At 53.9% G+C, this 15,788-nt stretch carries 15 protein-coding genes; 3 read left to right on the forward strand and 12 right to left on the reverse strand.

From position 1 onward, the window contains the following. Nucleotides 1-408: 408 nt before the first annotated feature. Nucleotides 409-891, reverse strand: coding sequence for a GNAT family N-acetyltransferase (locus KXG62_RS24745; RefSeq protein ID WP_218094703.1), 483 nt, complete (start codon nucleotides 889-891; stop codon nucleotides 409-411). Between the two features lie 146 nt (nucleotides 892-1,037). Between KXG62_RS24745 and KXG62_RS24750 the strand changes: the two genes are divergently transcribed. Beyond that, nucleotides 1,038-2,792: an ABC transporter ATP-binding protein gene (locus KXG62_RS24750; protein WP_218094704.1), complete on the forward strand. Its 1,755-nt coding sequence runs from the start codon at nucleotides 1,038-1,040 to the stop codon at nucleotides 2,790-2,792. A gap of 215 nt (nucleotides 2,793-3,007) precedes the next feature. Here the strand turns inward: KXG62_RS24750 and KXG62_RS24755 are convergent, their stop codons facing one another. Both KXG62_RS24755 and KXG62_RS34430 read right to left on the reverse strand, forming a co-directional pair. Then, nucleotides 3,008-4,207 (reverse strand): MFS transporter, encoded by a 1,200-nt coding sequence (locus KXG62_RS24755; protein ID WP_218094705.1) that lies wholly within the window; start codon nucleotides 4,205-4,207, stop codon nucleotides 3,008-3,010. 102 nt (nucleotides 4,208-4,309) lie between these two features. Then, entirely contained in the window at nucleotides 4,310-4,444 is a 135-nt protein-coding gene (locus KXG62_RS34430) for a hypothetical protein (protein ID WP_281426984.1), read from the reverse strand. Nucleotides 4,445-4,749: 305 nt separating this feature from the next. On the opposite strand from KXG62_RS34430, the gene serS reads away from it, so the two are divergent. Continuing rightward, nucleotides 4,750-6,036 (forward strand): serine--tRNA ligase, encoded by a 1,287-nt coding sequence (serS, locus tag KXG62_RS24760; RefSeq protein ID WP_218094706.1) that lies wholly within the window; start codon nucleotides 4,750-4,752, stop codon nucleotides 6,034-6,036. Between the two features lie 75 nt (nucleotides 6,037-6,111). On the opposite strand, the gene KXG62_RS24765 is transcribed toward serS, so the two are convergent. The 4 genes from KXG62_RS24765 to KXG62_RS24780 form a co-directional block, all read right to left on the reverse strand. Further along, a complete protein-coding gene (locus tag KXG62_RS24765; protein WP_425517378.1) occupies nucleotides 6,112-6,867 on the reverse strand; it encodes a carbohydrate ABC transporter permease in 756 nt (251 codons plus the stop codon). Between the two features lie 160 nt (nucleotides 6,868-7,027). Then, nucleotides 7,028-7,900 carry a carbohydrate ABC transporter permease gene (locus KXG62_RS24770; RefSeq protein ID WP_218094707.1) on the reverse strand — a complete coding sequence of 291 codons (873 nt, stop codon included), beginning with the start codon at nucleotides 7,898-7,900 and terminating at the stop codon, nucleotides 7,028-7,030. After that, nucleotides 7,897-8,976 carry an ABC transporter ATP-binding protein gene (locus tag KXG62_RS24775; protein ID WP_218094708.1) on the reverse strand — a complete coding sequence of 360 codons (1,080 nt, stop codon included), beginning with the start codon at nucleotides 8,974-8,976 and terminating at the stop codon, nucleotides 7,897-7,899. The genes KXG62_RS24770 and KXG62_RS24775 overlap by 4 nt, the downstream gene beginning before the upstream one ends. Nucleotides 8,977-9,045: 69 nt before the next feature. Continuing rightward, nucleotides 9,046-10,344, reverse strand: coding sequence for an ABC transporter substrate-binding protein (locus KXG62_RS24780; protein ID WP_218094709.1), 1,299 nt, complete (start codon nucleotides 10,342-10,344; stop codon nucleotides 9,046-9,048). Between the two features lie 302 nt (nucleotides 10,345-10,646). Between KXG62_RS24780 and KXG62_RS24785 the strand changes: the two genes are divergently transcribed. Beyond that, the gene (locus KXG62_RS24785; RefSeq protein WP_218094710.1) at nucleotides 10,647-11,303 is read left to right on the forward strand and encodes a hypothetical protein; all 657 of its coding nucleotides are present in this window, start codon (nucleotides 10,647-10,649) and stop codon (nucleotides 11,301-11,303) included. Between the two features lie 192 nt (nucleotides 11,304-11,495). On the opposite strand, the gene KXG62_RS24790 is transcribed toward KXG62_RS24785, so the two are convergent. From KXG62_RS24790 to KXG62_RS24810, 5 genes are read right to left on the reverse strand one after another with little or no spacing between them, the layout of a single operon-like run. Beyond that, nucleotides 11,496-12,494, reverse strand: a complete 999-nt coding sequence (locus KXG62_RS24790) for a siderophore ABC transporter substrate-binding protein (RefSeq protein ID WP_218094711.1) — start codon at nucleotides 12,492-12,494, stop codon at nucleotides 11,496-11,498. Between the two features lie 40 nt (nucleotides 12,495-12,534). Then, on the reverse strand, nucleotides 12,535-13,293 hold the full coding sequence (locus tag KXG62_RS24795) for an iron ABC transporter ATP-binding protein (protein ID WP_218094712.1): 759 nt from the start codon (nucleotides 13,291-13,293) through the stop codon (nucleotides 12,535-12,537). Beyond that, nucleotides 13,290-14,237: an iron chelate uptake ABC transporter family permease subunit gene (locus tag KXG62_RS24800; protein ID WP_218094713.1), complete on the reverse strand. Its 948-nt coding sequence runs from the start codon at nucleotides 14,235-14,237 to the stop codon at nucleotides 13,290-13,292. The genes KXG62_RS24795 and KXG62_RS24800 overlap by 4 nt, the downstream gene beginning before the upstream one ends. Further along, nucleotides 14,227-15,180, reverse strand: a complete 954-nt coding sequence (locus KXG62_RS24805; protein ID WP_218094714.1) for an ABC transporter permease — start codon at nucleotides 15,178-15,180, stop codon at nucleotides 14,227-14,229. The genes KXG62_RS24800 and KXG62_RS24805 overlap by 11 nt, the downstream gene beginning before the upstream one ends. A 14-nt stretch (nucleotides 15,181-15,194) precedes the next feature. After that, nucleotides 15,195-15,761 carry a nitroreductase family protein gene (locus KXG62_RS24810; RefSeq protein WP_218094715.1) on the reverse strand — a complete coding sequence of 189 codons (567 nt, stop codon included), beginning with the start codon at nucleotides 15,759-15,761 and terminating at the stop codon, nucleotides 15,195-15,197. Nucleotides 15,762-15,788: the final 27 nt, after the last annotated feature.

Here is a 15,788-nt window from a genome sequence, read left to right on the forward strand (position 1 = left end):
TCTACAAATAGCTACCTGAGTAATACATACATCCTTAATTTACCAAAAAGTCGTCTTTTCGATGGCTTGTTTGCTATGCCATTCTACGTGAGTACAATCAGTTACTATTGATTTCAGACTTCCCCTCCCAGGTTCCTCTCCTCAAGCGAAAGCGGCATGCGTTAAAGTCGTTCTGTGCTGTACGTCATGATGTAACATATGCCCGCGCCGGGACAAATCGTGTTGATTATACCATAAGAATTGCCAACTTGACGAACAATCTGGCCGCTTGCTTCATGTAGTCATACTGCCGTTTTCTTCCGAATTCGCCGAATCCCGCCCGTTTCCCTTGCCTTCATAGTTTCCGTCACACCGGCCTGTCCTGGAATCGCAACGCAGGGGCCTTCTTTGTTCAATTCTTCCACCCTTTTATTCCAATATGGCTGTGTTCCACGAGTTCAACGGACACATGTACACTTCCTTATGCGCGATCCATTCAAAACCGGCCTTCGCGTACAAGGCGCGCGCAGGCAGGTTATCGGTATCGGTCTCGAGCTGCATCCGGTGAGCGCCCCGCTCCCGTGCGGCGGCCTTAAGCCAGCGCAGCAGCGCCTCTGCTGCCCCGGCTCTGCGGTGATCCGGCGCGGTATACACATCCTGAATGCGCAGGACCGGCAGCCCTTTGGTTGTGGAAAATCCCCAGCCGTACGATACGAACCCGGCGAACGCCTCTTCCCGCCTAGCCATGATGAAATGCATTACGCCATCTGCGAGCAATCGCCGCAGAGCCTCCTCACACTGCTCCCTCTGCGGGTCATTCCATCCTTCGGGGTACCGGTATCCGGCCAGAAGCCGGCTCGCCTCCGCTACCGACGAATCGTCAAGCTGTACGATATCCCATACGTATTCCATGTCATCAGCACCTCCGCTGCGGATCTGAGCCTATCATCGCACATATTTTGGATAAATTGTAGACTTCTCCTGACGCCATCGTTATGATGTTGTATGGGGTATGCCCTCTCCCCCGACAAAAGCCATTCTTCCAAGAAAAGTAGGCGATGACCATGAAACCATTCCGCATCCTGCGCCGATATCTCGCTTCCTTGAAGCTGCTGTGCGCCTTGTATGCCGCAAGCGTCGTTGTGGAGATCGGCTATGTTGTCGCGTTTCCGTTAAGCTTGAAGTTTTTGGTCGATACCGCATTTATACCCAAGGACGTGCAAGCCTTTCTTTTCATTCTCGGCCTGCTCCTGATCGGCGGTTTGTTGAATGTCGCAGCGGGCGCCGGAGGCGACTACACGCTCGCCAAGCTGAGCGGACGCATGCTCCAGACGCTTCGCACGGAATTGTTCGAGCATGTGCAGAAGCAGTCGGTCGACTTTTACACCCGGTACCGCACCGGCGAAATAACGACCCGTTTTAACTCCGATCTGCTGTCCATTGAACAGGTCGTCGGTGCAACGTTCCCGTTAGGGCTCAAGCAGGGATTCACAGCTGTGGCAGGACTATGTCTGCTGTTCACATTGGAGTGGAGACTGGCGCTGGCGCTGCTGCTCGGATCGAGCCTGCTGTTCGTCGGCCCTAAGCTGCTCCGGAAACCGGCTGAAGCCGCCAATCTAGCGGTCAAGGAGGCCGAAGGCCATTTCGCAAATACGATCGACGAAATGCTGAAAGGGCATAAGACGATCAAGGCGCTGCGGCTGCAGCAGGCTATGCTGGATCGGGCCCGAGGGCAAATCCTCTCGCTGTATTCGTTCGGTCTTCGCAGAAGCTTTATGAATTCGCTGCTGGAACGCGTGCCGATGACCTCTCTGATGGCGCTCAATGCGATCATGATCGGCTTTGGCGGCTATCTCATTTTTCAAGACAAGCTCAGCATCGGCGGGTATATTGCTTTCTTTACCCTTTTTATGAGCGTCAGCCAGGCGGTGTTCCACCTATCGATTCTGATACCGTACTTCATAGAATCCAGCGTCAGCTTCGAACGGGTCCAGCATATGCTGGAAGACGCGCCGACGGTAGTGGAAGCGGACCTTCCGGCGCCTATGCCGCCGCTTGCCCATACCATCGCCATGGACAACGTTACGTTCGGCTATACGGAAGACCATCCCGTCTTGAAAGGATTATCGCTGTCCATTCCGGCAGGCAGCTTCGCGGCATTCGTCGGACCAAGCGGCTCCGGCAAAAGCACGGCGCTGCAGCTGCTGCTCCGGTTCTACGATCCAGACGAAGGCCGAATAACGTACGACGGCCTCGATGTCAAGCAGATAAGCGAGCGCAGTCTTCGCGAGCAGGTCGGCATCGTGTTCCAGGACACATTCCTGTTCAACGCATCAATAAAGCAAAATTTGCAGCTGAGCGATCCGCTGGCGGCTGAGGAAGATTGGGTTGCGGCATGCAAGGCGGCTCATCTGCATGAGACGATTCGGCGCTGGCCCGAAGGCTATGATACGCCGATTATACAGGAAGGCGGCAGCTTGTCAGGCGGTCAGCGCCAGCGGCTGTCGATTGCACGAACGCTGCTCCGCAAGCCGAGCATCCTGCTTCTGGATGAAGTGACATCGGCGCTGGACTTCGCCACGGAGGCGGACATTAACCGGGCGATTGCGCAGTGGAAAGGCGGTTCGACCATTATTTCGGTCACCCACCGGCTGGCATCCATCATCGACGCGGACCTGATTTTCGTGTTCCAGGACGGGAACATTGCCGAATCCGGCACGCATGGGCAGCTGCTGGAGCGTAAGGGACTGTATCGCGAGATGTGGGAGAAGCAGTACGGATTTCGGGTACCCGTCAGCGAGTCGCAGGCTTGACAGCCCCGTTCCGAATGCCGCCGTAGGCAATCTTGATTATTATAAAATTGAGCTTAAGGCATTGAAGCGGTATTGCAGCCGTTTTTAAGCGGCGTCATAACGCAAAAAACAGCCGAATTCGCTTCGGCTGTTTTTCCGCTCCCGGGAACATGTCCCGGTCCCATTATTCCATCTCGCTATTCCTACTCCTTATTCCTTTTCATTATTCCTTCACATTATTCCTTTTCAGCCCGGGCTCCCGCCCGAAACGAAAGCCAGCAGACGAACGCCAGCAGCACCATGCACCCTCCGACCGCGCACACGCCATTCCATCCCCACCGGCTCCAGGCATAGCTTCCGAGCGAAGAACCGACGGCTCCGCCGACAAAGCAGCTCACCATGAACACCGTGTTGATGCGGCTGCGCGCCTCGGGCTTCAGCCTGTAGATGCGAGCCTGATTCGTAATTTGCACTCCTTGCACGCCCAGATCGAGCAAAATGACGCCGACGATCAGCCCTGCTAACATCGAACCGGCCAGCCAAAACGAAGCATAAGACAACAGTGCAATCAGGACCGCAAAACCCGCAATGAGCCGGGGACTCCATCGATCCGTCAGCCGTCCGATGACGGACGCAGCCGCCGCGCCTACGACGCCGACGAGACCGAATAATCCGGCTACTTCGCTCCCGTATCCATAGTGCGGCCCTTCCAAATAAAACGTCAGCGCCGTCCAGAACACGCTGAACGCGCCAAACATCATCGCGCCGATCATCGCCGCTTCCCGCAGCGTACGTTCGCCGTCAATGAGGGTGCCCATGGACCGGACGAGCTGTCCATACGTCAGCTGCGTCTCCGGATGGCTCGCCGGCAGTTTCCGGCGCAGCGTATATGCGAGAGCGAACATCAGAATTGCCGCGATGATGTACATCGACCGCCAGCCGAATACGCCGCCGATAAAGCCGGATACGGTGCGGGCCAGCAAAATGCCGATGAGCAGACCGCTCATCACGCTGCCGATCACTTTCCCCCGCTCTTCCGGCGCCGCCAAATGTGCGGCGAGAGGCACGATCATTTGCGGAGCCACGGTTGTGATGCCGACCGCCATGCTGGCCGCATACATCCACACGAGATTTTGCGCCGCAGCGACGGCGATCAGCGCGATACCAACCGCCAGCAGCAGCAGGACGATCATCCTCCGCCGTTCTTTAATATCGCCCAGCGGAATGAACAAAAACATCCCGACCGCATATCCGATCTGCGTCAGCATGGAGATCATGCCGGTCATCTGGTCGCTCGCCTGAAACGTCCTGCCGATTTCGGCCAGCAGCGGCTGGTTGTAATACAAATTCGCCACGGCCAGCCCGCAGGATACCGCCATTAAAAAAACGAGACCTTTGGTCAGCGCTACGCCTTGTCGCTGTTGTTCCTTCGCCATGATGTCATCCTCACATTCTTCTTTACCGGATGCCGTCCAAACCACACGTACTGCTTCTCGGACGGCGCGCGGTCATTTCGGACAAAACGAAATCAAGCCCCATCAGGGCCCGAGCGGCGGGTATCCCGATAAAGCTTGATCGCGGTCGTATCCATTTCCAGTTGCGATCCGGTTCATCAAATCATTGTCTACGAAATCATAACGCGTTTTGCCGGCATTGACAAGCTTTTTACTCACCCGGGCTTTCATCTGACACCTGGGCTTTCATCTGGCTTGAATATTGCCGCACAATCCGCTATACTTCTTACAAATCACAAAGCAGCATCACGCCCATGAAGAGCATCCAACTCGGAGGCGTTCTCGTCAAGGGATTTCTTGTTTCCCCTAAGTTAACCGGACCCGCCCGTTATCGCGGAATGAAAGCGGATCGGACTGCGCCATGTTGTTCCGGTCAAATTGGGTGGCACCGCGAGATAAGCGCTCCTCGTCCCATACGGATGAGGGCGCTTTTTGTATTTTTATCGAAAAAGGAGCGCGGTGACATGCTGGACATCCAATTCATTAGACAACATCGGGACATGATTCAATCGGTTGCGGACGGGAAAGGAATCAGGCTTTCGGTCGACGAGCTGCTGAGCTGGGATGATCGAAAAAGAAAGCTGCTTCAAGAGGCGGAGACGCTGCGGCACACAAGAAATGCACACTCCCGCGACATCGGCCGGTTCATCGGCGAAGGGAAACGCGAGGACGCAGAACAGTTAAGGAAAGACGTCCAGAAGACGAACCACCGGCTCAGCCAGGTGGAGACGGAACTTGCCGAAGCGGAATCGCAGGTCACGCTTCTGGCCATGCGCGTGCCGAATCCTGTCTCGCCGGATACGCCGGCGGGGCGGTCGGATCAAGACAACGTCGAGGTGAAGCGGGTCGGGGAGCCCACGGCGTTTGACTTTACGGCAAAAGACCATGTCGCGCTCGGCGAGCTGCACGGTCTGATCGATATTCCGCGCGGGGTGAAGACCGCCGGGACACGCAATTATTATCTCAAGGGCGCCGGCGCCCTGCTCCACCGCGCCGTGCAGCAGCTTGCGCTCGACCTGCTGATCGCAAACGGGTTTACGCTGCTGGAAGTGCCGCTGCTCGTGCGCACCGAAGCTATGGCTCATACCGGATTTTTTCCAACCGGAGAGGATCAGACCTACCGGATCGCGGACGAAAACAAATGGCTTGTCGGCACGTCGGAGGTGCCGCTCGTATCGTATCACGCGGACGAGATCATCGATTTGCGCGAGCCGCGCAAATACGCAGCCGTCTCGCAATGCTTCCGCAACGAGGTCGGCTCGTCCGGCAGAGATGTGCACGGCTTGTATCGCGTTCATCAGTTCGCCAAGGTCGAGCAGGTGATCTTATGCGAGGCCAGCATGGAGCTGTCGGAGCGGCTGCTCCATGAAATTACCGGCCATGCGGAGGAGCTGCTGCAGCAGTTGGAACTGCCTTACCGCGTCATGTCGGTCTGTATCGGCGATATGTCGCAGAAGACCTACAAGCAATTCGACATCGAGACGTGGATGCCGAGCCGGCAGGCCTACGGCGAGACGCATTCGTCGTCGGCGCTGCTCGACTTTCAGGCGCGGCGTTCGAACATCCGCTACCGGGATGCTGGCGGCAAGCTGGCCTATTGTTACACGCTGAACAATACGGCCGTCGCTTCGCCGCGAATCTTGATCCCGCTGCTGGAGAACCATCAGCAGGAAGACGGCTCGATCCGTATTCCGCAGGCCCTTCAGCCCTATATGAACGGGCTGGAGCAGCTTGTTCTACAGCAGGAGTAACGTTTAGGCATTCCCCACCCATACGACACTGAACCCGCCATCCCGGCGGGTTCAGTGTTTCTCCCGTTCTTCCGTTTATTTGACGCCCGTGTACACAAACGCTCGAATGATTTGCCGCTGCGCAAAGAAGAAGACGATCAAAATCGGCGCGACCAGAATGATGTTGCCGGCCATGAGCACGTTCCAATTGGCAACCCCTTCTTCCTGGCGAATCCGCGCAATCCCCAAAGGCAGCGTGCGCGCCGTTTCGTCCGTCGTCATCACGAGCGGCCAGAAATAATCGTTCCAATGCGCAATAAAGCTGAATAAAGCGAACGTTGCGAGCACGGGCCTAGCCATCGGCACCATCAGTTTGACGATGATTTGCCATTCTTTGGCGCTGTCGAGCCTCGCCGCTTCAAGCAATTCCTCCTGAACCTGCTTGAACGACTGCCTCAAGAGGAATATGCCGAAGGCGCTGGAGGCGAACGGAAGGATCAGCGCAAGATGCGTGTTGAGCAGTCCCCAGGCGCTGAGCTGCAAGTAGACGGGCAAAAAGATCAGCTGCGACGGGATCATCAACGTAATCATGACCATCCCGAACAAAAATCCCGAGCCTGCGAATGGATATCGCGCGAACGCATATCCCGCCGGAATGATCGTCATCATTTGGAACACGAGAATACCGACCGCAATGACGAGGCTGTTCGTCATATAATGAAGAAACGGCCCCGAACCCCAGGCACGGGCGAAGTTGCTCCAGACCAAATGCTTCGGAATCCATTCGGGCGGGAAAATCATCGTCTCAGGCAGCGTCTTTAATGAAGTGGAAAGCATCCACGCGAACGGCATCGCAAAGATCAGCACCAATAAAAGCAGCCCGATCCCATTGACGGCGCGGATCACGAACTTTAACGATTTGGCGGCGCTCGCTTCTTTGCTGCCGACTTGATGTACGGTACGATACATCTCGATCGTACGATCTGCACCTTTCAACGCAGTTCACCTCTTCTTATTGGTAATGGACGCGCCTCGACAACAGCTTAAAGTATACAAGCGTCAAGACCCCGACAATGAGCAGCAGGATCACCCCGGCCGCAGAGGCGTAACCGATCTTGAAAAACCGGAAGCCGTACTCATAAATGTAATAAACGAGCGTGTTCGTCGAATTGACCGGGCCTCCTTGCGTCATGATCGCAATCGTCTCGAACACTTGAAACGAGCCGAGCATGTTGATGATGACGAGGAAAAAAATCGTCGGCGACAGCATCGGCAGCGTCAGTCTGTGGAACGTCGTCCAGGCGCTGGACCGGTCAAGCGCAGCCGCTTCGTACAGGTCCTTCGGAATGCTCTGCAATCCGGCGATAAACACGAGCGTGTTATAGCCGAGCCCTTTCCACACCGCTACAAGGACCAGCGAGACGAGAGCCGTCTTCTGGGAGGACAGCCAGGCCAGCTTGCCGAAGCCGAACCAGCCGATGACGCCGTTGAGCAATCCGTATTCCGGATCCATCAGCCAGCTCCAGATCATGGCAATGGATACAAGGGAAATGATATGCGGGCTGAAGATCGCCCCCTGCACAAAGCCGTAGAAGAAGCCGGCCCGGTTCAGCCAGAGCGACAGCAGCAGCGAGAGGATAATGATGAACGAAACGGTTAGCATCGTGTAAATCGTAGAGTTGACGATAACTTGAATGAACTTTTCCTCCTCGAGCAGGTCGAAGAAGTTTTGCAGTCCGACAAACGTTTTGACAGGACTAATAAAGTTCCAGTCATACATGCTCAAATAAATCATGTAGAGGATCGGGTAAATGAAAAATACGGAAAAGACCGTAATCGCCGGGGCAACCATTGCGTAAGGACGCAGCTTTTCCCACATCGTCATTTGAGCGCACCGCCGATGACGGCAAGGTTCCTTTGCCGGGGGATCATCGTTTCGCGTATTCTATTGCCGTCCGGATCGAAATAATAGAGCCGGTTATACGGGACGACAACTTTGGTATGTTCCGCCGTCTCCAGCGAGGAGAGAAAGGTTTTGGCGAACAAGACGCCAGCATTCGAACGGATCTGGTATATATTTTCCGCGCCGAGGCTCTCCCTCGTCATGATTTCCCCTCCCAGTTCCAGCCCTTCGGAGCGAAGCTCCGCACCCATCAGCACATGCTCGGCCCGGAAGCCAACGTAGCCGATCTTGGCGGAAGTATCGACATGCAGACCTTGTACCGCTTGGACGTCGACGACGTTCATGGACGGCGTGCCGATAAATTGGGCGGTAAACAAATTATCCGGATCGTTATACAGCTTCATCGGCGCGTCGATTTGCTGAATGACGCCTTTGTTCATGACGACAATCTCGTCGCCCATCGACATCGCTTCGACCTGATCGTGAGTGACATATACGAAGGTCGTGCCGAGCCTGCGGTGAAGCTGGATCAATTCCGTGCGCATCTGGTTCCGCAGCTTGGCGTCCAAATTGGAGAGCGGTTCGTCGAGAATGAACACCTGCGGCTTCTTGACCATCGCTCTGGCCAGAGCGACCCGTTGGCGCTGCCCGCCGGACAGCTGCTGCGGCTTTTTATCCAAGTACGGCGTCAGCGCGACGATTTCGCATATTTCGCGGACGAGGGCGTCCCGCTCCTGCTTCGGAACTTTTCTGTTCTTCAGCCCGAATTCGATATTCTCGCAAACGGTCATCGTCGGGTAAAGCGCATAGTTCTGGAACACCATGGCCACGTCGCGGAGCCCGGGCTGCGTACCGTTGACGCATTGATCGCCGATCCATATTTCCCCGCCGCTCTCCTTCTCCAGGCCCGCAATCATCCGCAGCGTCGTCGACTTGCCGCAGCCGGAAGGTCCGACGAGCACTGTGAACGAACCGTCTTGAATAGTCAAATTCAAACCGCTGATGACCGTTTCGTCTTTGTACTTTTTCGATATGTCCTTCAGCACGATCTTCGCCATACAATAATCCTCTCCTTTATACTGGAGTTTTCCTGCGAGAACAGTTTGTCCATCATGTATCCGCGGCTGTTATTTGCCCAGCAGCTTGTTGGCTTTGTCCGCCGCCTCGTTCATCGCGTCCTGCGGCTTCACGTTCGGCTCAAGGATGGCTTTGGTGATGGCGTCCTGCATCATCTTCGTAATCTCCGGATAAGCGGTAGCCATCGGACGCGGCACGGCGTACTTCAATTGATCGGAAGCGACTTTGTATTGCGGATTTTCTTTATAGTAGTTTTGCAGCTCGTCGCTTTGCAGCGCAGACACGCGGTTCGGCAAGTAGCCGACATATTTATGCTGGTAAATCGTATTTTCCTTGGACGTCATCCATTTAATAAACTCCCATGCAGCCTCTTTTTCCTTCTCGCTCGTCTTCGACGTAATGATCAGATGACAACCTCCGGTCGGAACGCCGTACGATGTATTGGCCGGCATAAAGTCGGTCTGTACCTCGAAGTTATTCCCCTTCGCCACTTCCAACGCTGCGGCGACGCCCGCGGTGGAACCGAACTTGAAGGCGGAGATTTGGTTGTCCCAGTCTTTGCTTGCGTCGGCGCCCGCCGTATTGCCTACGGCGAATTTAAACAAGCCTTCGCTCGCCATCTTCTTCCAGTATTGTACAGGCGCGACGCCCTCGGCGGAATTGAACAGCGCTTTTTTGCCGTCGTCGCTCAGCACTTTGCCGCCGCTTTGCGCGACGAGCGCTTCGTAGTACCAAATGTCGACTGTCAGCGTCATCGGGGTTTTCCCGTTCGCCTTGAGCACCCGGGCATACTGCTCGAGCTCCGCCCACGATTTCGGGCCTGCCGGGTCCAAGCCGGCCGACTTTAACATCGTGACATTTTTGTACAAAATCGGGGTGCTGCGCATAAACGGAAGGCCGTACAGCTTCCCGTCCACATAGGCATTGCCCATCAGGCCCGGGTTAAAATCTTTGCTATTCAGCGTCGCTTCGTCCCTTGCCGCAAGCGGCGTCAGATCGACGAGCATGCCCGAACGGGCAAAAACCCCAGTGGATGCAATCTCCAGATCGCTGATGGCCGGCGCGTTGCCCGCTGCAAAGGCAGCCTGCACTTTCGCATGCAGATCGTCGTAATTGCCTTGGTTTGCGGCCTGTACTTCGATCCGGTTTTGCGATGCGTTAAATTGCTTCACCAGATTTTGCTTCGCTTCTTCGATTTTCCCGCCGTTCGCCGTCCAATACTTGATGACGATTTTGTCGCCGGACGCCGCCGAGCCGCCGTTTTTGCCACCAGCTCCGCCGGTACTGCATGCCGAAAGCAGGAATAACGCGCTTACCCCGTAAATGGACAGCCTTCTTTTCTTTGACACTGGAAACCCTCCAATTATAAAGTATTTCCTCTAATCAAGAATCAAGCGGATGCTTGTATGAGAAAATGATATCAGGCGTTTATCAATGAGGTGTTATTCCGGCATTAAGATTATGCAAATGTACGAGCGGCTTGTGGCCTGACGGCGGGCATATAAAAAAACCGCTCTGCTCTTATATAAAGCAGAGCGGCCTGAGCCGACACGGGCTGCCGTGTGATCCAAATCATTGTCAATTTGACTATTTCTTGATATATTTGTCTTTTTACAGTGAATCAGATGAACCGATGAGCGAGGCTTTTTTCATGAAATACACTTTGTTCGATATGCTTTTCTTTTTCCTGTTCTCGTTTGCCGAGTTTCTTGCCATTTTCACGATGATGCTGTGGCTGTTCCGGTTTAAATTCAAAAATTTTCAGTACAGCGTTTATTTTTTGACCGTTATGTTAACGACCATCTCGTGGATCGTGCGAAATGTATTCGGAGAATCGGCGTACGCGCCGGTTATTTTAATGTCCGTGCTTATTTTGCTGTTTTATAGTTTATCCGGCATTTCGTTGATCTGGTGCGCCTTCATGGGCGTCATCGCGTATGTCGGATACGGCCTCGTCCAAGCGATCATTATATTTGTTCCCGATTGGCTCGGATGGTACGCTTTCGAGGAATTGTCCAATACGAGCGCGGCCGCCTATTGCATCCAGGCCGTGAGCGCCGCAGTTTACGTTGGATTGGCTTACTTGCTGAAGCGCAACCGTCTCGGCCTTACGTTCGTCTCTCCTGTACGTACCAAGAAAACGAGGTTCACCGGCGTCAATGTCACGATCTTGATCGTACTGACTCTCTCGTTTGGAGTTATCGCCTTCTGGTATCAGATCCGCTATATCCCGTATATCATTTTCATTTGCTTTGCCAATTTATCGATTTTGCTCTATATGGCTTTCTGGAAAGAGAATCAGAAGTAAACAACGCAGGCTTGTAGGAATATCCAGCTGCGGATAAGTCCTTGTCGAAGCCGGTACATCTAGGCGTGGGAGGAAATGGGATCTGGGCTGTTGAATTATGCGCATATACCGGTTGTTCCGCAGCACTACGTAAAAAGCCTGCCCTCGGATTTTCGAGGACAGGCTTTTCGCGCTTCGCTTGACGCGATCGTATTATTTGAAGCCTTTAGCTGCTTGGTTGATCATTTCGCCGGAGGAGACGAGCCCGCCGCCGGAAAGGTACCAGTAATTAGCGTCGAGATATACGATATTGCCATTCGCAAAAGCTTTTGTTTTCTTGACGAGTTCGTTTTCTACAAGCGGTTTGGCGCCGGTTTTCGCTGCGTCGCCTACAGCTGCGCCGCGGTCGATGACGAACAGGTAATCCGGATTTTTTTGCGCAATAAATTCGAACGAGATGCTTTGGCCGTGCGTGGATACTTCCAGATTTTTGTCAACCGGCGTAATGCCGAGCACGTCATGGATCAGACCGAAACGGGAACCTGGGCCGAATGCGCTGATCGTGCCTTCGTTGGCAAGGATGACCAGTGCGTTTTTACCGCTCGAAGATGCTTTGGCTTTGACGTCTTTCACCGTTTGCTCGATCTTGGCAAGCTCTGCGTCAACCGCCGACTCTTTGCTGAAAATTTGTCCGATACGCTTCATGTTTTCTTTGAAGGAATCCATATATTTGCTGTTGTCGACGCCCACATACAGCGTAGGCGCAAGCTTGCTCAATTCCGGATAAGCGGTTTGCTGACGGCCGGAAATCAGGATCAGGTCCGGCTTGATCGACGCGATTTTCTCGTAATCCGGCTCTTGCAGCGTGCCGATGTTTTGATATTTGCTGTCTTTGTACTTGGCTAGGTAAGGAGGCAAGCTTTTTTGAGCGACGCCGGTCACTTCAACGCCGAGCTTATCCAGCGTGTCAAGCGCGCCGAAGTCGAATACGATGACTTTCTTCGGGTTTTTCTTCACTTTGGTCTCGCCGAGCTGATGCTTAAACGTTAGTTCCTGCGGCTCTGCGGCAGGAGTGCTGCCGCTGCCGGATGCCGGGGCCGCCCCGTTGGATGTCGACGAACCGCTGGACGGTGCCGTGCCGCTCGTACCGCAAGCTGCGGCAACGACGGCGAAGCATAAAATGAGCATTAACGTGGAAAATATTTTTTTCATGTGGACCACCTTTTCTTATTTAATATATTGAAAGCTTGTTTTATTTGAAATAAATGCAAATCTTGTTTCCGTTGATCGTCTCGATCGGAATCTCCATGTCGTAGACATTGCGCAGCACTTCCGAGTCGATGATTTGATCTGTCGGCCCTTCCTTGATCACTTTGCCGTGCTTCAGAGCCACAATGTAGTCAGAATAGCATGATGCAAAGTTGATATCGTGAATGACGATGATGACGGTCTTGCCCAGCTCGTCGACGAGACGGCGCAGCACTTTCATGATCTGCACGGAATGTCTCATGTCCAAGTTGTTCAGCGGCTCGTCAAGCAAAATATACTCGGTGTTCTGCGCGATAACCATCGCGATATACGCACGCTGGTTCTGGCCGCCGCTTAACTGATCCAAAAATTTGTGCTGCATGTCCTGAAGCTCCATGTAATCAATCGCTTCGTCAACACGCTCCCAGTCTTCCGGCGTCAGCTTGCCTTGCGAATAGGGGAAGCGTCCGAAAGACACCAGCTCCCTGACCGTCAGCCGCACGTTGATATGATTCGTCTGTTTCAGGATCGATATTTGCTTCGCCAGATCTGCGCTTTTGCAGCTGCCGATTTCTTTGCCGTCGATCAGCACTTCTCCGGCATCTTTCGTCGTCAACCGGCTGATCATGGACAGCAGCGTGCTCTTCCCCGCGCCGTTAGGCCCGATGAACGATGTAATTTTGCCTTTGTCGATGCGGACCGATACGTTCTCGACCACAGGCTTGCCGCCGTATTGTTTGGATACTTGCCTTACCTCGATCATGATTTGTTGCTCCTCAGCAGTAAATATAGAAAGTAGACGCCGCCGATGAGATTCACGATCACGCTTACCGTCGTCGTAAACGTAAATACTCTCTCGACAATCAGTTGTCCCCCGACGAGCGCAACGATGCTCATCAGAATCGACGCCGGAATCAAGTAGGTGTGCCGGTACGTCTTCATGAACTGGTACGTCACGTTCGCGACGAGCAGTCCGAGGAACGTGATCGGACCGACCAGCGCGGTGGCCACCGAGATCAGCGCCGCGATAATGATCAGCAGCCGTTTGACAACATAGTTGTAATCGACGCCGAGGTTGACGGCATGCCCTTTGCCGAGCGACAACACGTCCATGTACTTGGCAAACCTCGAATAGTAGACGGCGATCAGAATGACGACGATCGTGCAAATGACGGTCAGTTGTCCCTGCACTTTGTTGTAGCTGGCAAACATGCGGCCCTGCAGCACGAGAAACTCGTTCGGATCGATCAGCACTTGCATGAACGTGGTCAGGCTGCCGAGCAGCGAGCCCATAATAATGCCGATTAACAGCAAATAATAAATGTTGTTGCCTTCCCCGCGGAACATAATCTTGTACAGCAGACCTGCGAACAGCACCATCAAGCAAAGGGTAAAAGCAAAGTTCAAGTTGTTGTCGACCAGCAGCTTGGTGGACGAGCCGAATACGTAGACAATACCGGTCTGGGCCAGCATATACATCGAATCGAGTCCGATAATGTTCGGCGTCAAGATCCGGTTGTTCGTAATCGTTTGAAAGATGACCGTCGAAAATGCGATACACGCGCCGGTCAGCACCATCGCCGCAACCTTCCAGCTTCTTCTCTCCAGCACGTAGCTCCAGTTGTCGCCGATATTGATAAACAGGAAGATGGCAATGACGATGAGCGCGAGTATGAACAGGATACCGATTTTTGCCTTATGCGTCATATGCCTTTCTCCTCATCAACAAGTAAAGAAAAATTCCGCTTCCGATGACGCCGACGGTCAAGCCGATCGGAATTTCGAACGGGTAAATGATCACCCGGCCCAGGATATCGCAAAATAACACGAATACGGCTCCCAGCAAAGCGGTGTGCGGAAGATTCCGCTTTAAATTATCGCCCTGATACATGGTGACGATGTTCGGAATGATCAGCCCGAGAAACGGAATCGTCCCGACCGTCAGCATCACGACGGACGACACCAGCGCGATGATCACGAGGCCGATATTGACGACCTGCCTGTAGTTCAGCCCGAGATTGACCGAGAATTCTTCTCCCATCCCCGCAATCGTGAACCGGTTCGCGTACAGGTAGGCGATGATCACGACCGGAATGCTGATGTACAGCAGCTCGTAGCGCCCTTTCATCGTCAATGCAAAGTTTCCTTGCAGCCATGAGGACAAGCTTTGAATCAAGTCATACTTGTACGCGAAGAAGGTGGAGAACGACGTCACGATATTTCCAAACATCAGTCCGACCAGCGGAATGAAGATGGCGTCCTTGTATTTCACTTTGTCCAGTATTTTCATAAAAACGAACGTGCCGGCCAAGGCGAATACGAAAGCAACCAGCATCTTTTGCATCGGCGTTGCCGAAGTGAACAACGTCAAGGAGACGAGGATGCCGAGTCTAGCGGAGTCGTCGGTCCCTCCCGTCGTCGGCGAGACGAACTTGTTGCGGCTGAGCTGCTGCATGATCAGCCCGACCACCCCCATGCTCACGCCTGCGATAATAATGCTGATCAATCGCGGAAACCTGCTGATGAACAGTACCTCCAGCTGGTCTTGGCTCAGCTTGAATATATCCCAAGGCTTAATATCTTTGACCCCGATAAAAATCGAGGCGATGGACAAAATGAGAAGTATGAGTGCCAAATGTTTGAGCTTCATTCCGTTAATCCCACCTAAGCGCTGTCAATCACGGTCATCAGTTGTTCGGCCGGTATGCGCTGCTGCGCCGCCGGTATTTTGCCGGGATAGCCTACATGCAAGCTGCCGACGATCTTCTCCCCCGGTCCGACGCCGAGCGCTTCCCGGAATTCCGGCGAATGCAGCAGCGGATACGTCTCCCAGACGAGCCCGATGCCCTGCTCCCACGCAAGAAGACTGAAGTTATGAATGAGGCAGCTGGTCGAAGCGTAATCTTCTTCCCAAGTGACCGGATGCGTGTTCTCTTTCATGACGACCGCGACGAACAGCGGTACGGACATGAACCGATCGTAAAACTTCTGGCCGAGCTCTTGGCGTTTCTCCGGATCTCTCTCTCTCTTCTCGGCGCCTGTACGGCTAATGTCGGCCAATCTTCGGCGGCCTTCGCCGTGCACCAGCACGAACCGCCAGGGCTGCGTCATCTTATGGTTCGGCACCCATACCGCCGTATCCAGCAGCTCCCTGACCAATTCGATCGGTACCGGGCGGTCTTCGAATTGATGCACGGAACGTCTTTCTCTAATGACTCGGGCTAGTTCCATCCGAATCTCTCCCTTTTTATGTATTTT

It is taken from the genome of Paenibacillus solanacearum (genome assembly GCF_910593845.1).
GTDB classification, from domain to species: Bacteria; Bacillota; Bacilli; order Paenibacillales; family NBRC-103111; genus Paenibacillus_G; species Paenibacillus_G solanacearum.

Excerpts from the sequence above, each read along its gene's own strand:
- KXG62_RS24795 (WP_218094712.1), bottom strand. The coding sequence starts at position 13,293 with ATGATCGAGGTAAGGCAAGTATCCAAACAATACGGCGGCAAGCCTGTG.
- KXG62_RS24765 (WP_425517378.1), bottom strand. The coding sequence starts at position 6,867 with ATGCCGTTCGCGTGGATGCTTTCCACTTCATTAAAGACGCTGCCTGAG.
- KXG62_RS24750 (WP_218094704.1), top strand. The coding sequence starts at position 1,038 with ATGACCATGAAACCATTCCGCATCCTGCGCCGATATCTCGCTTCCTTG.
- KXG62_RS24790 (WP_218094711.1), bottom strand. The coding sequence starts at position 12,494 with ATGAAAAAAATATTTTCCACGTTAATGCTCATTTTATGCTTCGCCGTC.
- KXG62_RS24810 (WP_218094715.1), bottom strand. The coding sequence starts at position 15,761 with ATGGAACTAGCCCGAGTCATTAGAGAAAGACGTTCCGTGCATCAATTC.
- KXG62_RS24755 (WP_218094705.1), bottom strand. The coding sequence starts at position 4,207 with ATGGCGAAGGAACAACAGCGACAAGGCGTAGCGCTGACCAAAGGTCTC.
- KXG62_RS24805 (WP_218094714.1), bottom strand. The coding sequence starts at position 15,180 with ATGAAGCTCAAACATTTGGCACTCATACTTCTCATTTTGTCCATCGCC.
- KXG62_RS24785 (WP_218094710.1), top strand. The coding sequence starts at position 10,647 with ATGAAATACACTTTGTTCGATATGCTTTTCTTTTTCCTGTTCTCGTTT.
- KXG62_RS24745 (WP_218094703.1), bottom strand. The coding sequence starts at position 891 with ATGGAATACGTATGGGATATCGTACAGCTTGACGATTCGTCGGTAGCG.
- KXG62_RS24770 (WP_218094707.1), bottom strand. The coding sequence starts at position 7,900 with ATGACGATGTGGGAAAAGCTGCGTCCTTACGCAATGGTTGCCCCGGCG.
- KXG62_RS24800 (WP_218094713.1), bottom strand. The coding sequence starts at position 14,237 with ATGACGCATAAGGCAAAAATCGGTATCCTGTTCATACTCGCGCTCATC.
- serS (WP_218094706.1), top strand. The coding sequence starts at position 4,750 with ATGCTGGACATCCAATTCATTAGACAACATCGGGACATGATTCAATCG.
- KXG62_RS24775 (WP_218094708.1), bottom strand. The coding sequence starts at position 8,976 with ATGGCGAAGATCGTGCTGAAGGACATATCGAAAAAGTACAAAGACGAA.